We start from the raw sequence: 1,799 nt of genomic DNA on the forward strand, positions 1-1,799 counted from the left end.
CACTCGACGCGCCAGATCACCGAGGTGCTCGAGCGCATCGCGTTCCTGACGGATATGGGCATCGATCAACACTTGGGTGAGCTCAACGACGTGCTGGTGCGCCGCTACGCGCGGCGGATGGCCACCCGTGCGCCCTCGATCAGCGCCCGGATCAAGGAGCCGGCGCGCACGGTCGAGATGGCCTGCTTCCTGCGCTATTGCCTGCTGACGGCCACAGATCAGCTCATCCTCATGTTCCAGCGTCGTGTGGCCGACCTCTGGCGCCATTGCGCCGACGGCGTGACGGCAACCGTCGACTGGGCGCAGCAGTACCAGCACTTGCTTCAGGAACTGACCGATCTTGCGGCCCAGGAGACGGTGCCGGATTCCGAACTGCGTTCGCGCTTGGTCAGTCTGGTCGCGGTCAAGCGTGCCCGGCGCCCGCCCAGTCGAGCGTCGATCATCCGCCAGCACCTCATCGACGCCATTGCCCCGGTGCGCTCGCTGCTGGTGGCAGTGAGCGGGCTGGCCTGGCAAGCCACGGGCGAGCATCCGGCCATCGACGCGTTGGACAGGCTGCGCACCCTGTACGCTGGCGGCACCAAGAGCCTGCCGGGCGAGGTCACGGCAGCGCGCCTGGGCCCGGCATGGCGTCAAGCCATCGCTGACGTCGACCGTGAGCGGGCGTTCCGGGCATTGGAGGTGGCCACTCTGTTTGCCTTGCGCCGAGCGCTGCGCAACGGCTCGGTCTGGATTGAGCACTCCTTGAGCTTCCGCGGCCGCGAGCGGCTGTTCATCCCGGATGAGCGCTGGAAGACCGAAGCCCGGCGCCACTACGCCCGGCTGCAGCTGCCGGCCAAGGCCAGTGACTTCCTCACACCGTTGCTTGCACGCGTTCGCACAGGTATCGACGCGGTGGCGGCTGCCACTCGCGTCGGATTGCTGCGCGTGGACGACGAGTTGCACTTGGCGCCCCTGGCCGCCGAAGACGAAGATCCCGAAGTCACCAAACTGCGTAGCCGGCTTGACCAGCGCATCGGCGAGGTGCAACTGCCAGAGGTCATCCTGGCCGTGGACGCTCAGGTGCGCTTCAGCTGGATCATGCTCGGGCGTGAGCCCAGATCGAGCCAGGAACTGCTGATGACCTACGCCGGCATATTGGCGCACGGCACCAGCCTGACGGCCGCAGAGTGCGCCCGCATGATCCCGCAGCTATCGGCTCCCAGCATCCGCCAGGCAATGCGCTGGGCGGGCGATGAGCGGCGGCTGGCCCTGGCCTGCCAGGCGGTGCTGGAGTTCATGCAGCGCCATGCGGTAGCGGCAACGTGGGGCCGAGCCGATCTGGCCTCCTCGGACATGATGAGTCTGGAGACCAGCCGCCGGGTATGGCAGGCACGCCAGGATCCACGACGCCAGACAGCCTCCATCGGCGTTTACAGCCACGTGCGCGATCGTTGGGGAATCTTCCACGCCCAGCCGATTGTGCTCAATGAGCGCCAGGCCGGTGCCGCCATCGAAGGGGTGGTGAGACAGGAGCGGGTGGAGGTGTCGCAGTTGGCTGTCGACACGCACGGCTACACCGACTTCGCGATGGCGCTATCGCGTCTGCTGGGCTTCGATCTATGCCCGCGGCTGCGCGAACTGCGGCAACGCCACCTGTTCGTGCCGCGAGGAATGACAATCCCTGTGGAGATCGCCGCCGTGTGTGAGGCCAGCGTGGACACGACACTGATCGAAGCTCATTGGGACCAGCTGGTGCATCTGGCGGCCTCGGTGCAGACAGGTCACGCCAGTGCGGTGACGGCGCTGGCCAGGTTCGG

1 protein-coding gene is annotated in these 1,799 nt (G+C 67.0%); it reads left to right on the forward strand.

Going from position 1 to position 1,799, the window contains the following annotated elements; genetic code table 11:
• The coding region (locus tag GHT07_RS21195) for a Tn3 family transposase (RefSeq protein ID WP_153587082.1) at nt 1-1,799 on the forward strand (1,799 nt) is incomplete at both ends.

Source organism: Caenimonas koreensis DSM 17982, from assembly GCF_009646335.1.
Taxonomy (GTDB): domain Bacteria; phylum Pseudomonadota; class Gammaproteobacteria; order Burkholderiales; family Burkholderiaceae_C; genus Ramlibacter; species Ramlibacter koreensis.